At 39.7% G+C, this 224-nt stretch carries 1 protein-coding gene; it reads right to left on the bottom strand.

Annotated features, from left to right (window positions below; genetic code table 11):
- Window positions 1–37: 37 nt before the first annotated feature.
- Window positions 38–224, bottom strand: a 187-nt coding sequence (locus HC728_RS20260) for a hypothetical protein (RefSeq protein WP_238933846.1), incomplete at its 5' end; no start/stop codon positions are given.

The raw sequence follows: 224 nt of genomic DNA, 5'->3' as shown, positions 1-224 counted from the left end.
GCAGCAAAGAAAAAGGAAATCCACCCTACTTTCACGCCTAAAAAATTAACGGCTCAATCGCTGAACTGAGCCAAAAAACTGCAATCTTTAGTTCGTGTAACGCCTGCATAACACGTTTGCTACCATGAAGATTAAGCTCAAATTTACCACTTAACACGGTAAACTCAAAGAAACCTAGAATGCCGAGTGTAGCAAATCGTGTTGATGCATTTGTTATAAGCACA

Origin of the sequence: Aliivibrio sp. S10_S31 (assembly GCF_014694495.1) — a bacterium.
Taxonomy (GTDB): Bacteria; Pseudomonadota; Gammaproteobacteria; order Enterobacterales; family Vibrionaceae; genus Aliivibrio; species Aliivibrio fischeri.
Note: the sequence above shows the minus strand (reverse complement) of the source record. Positions and strands in the feature narration are given on the sequence as shown.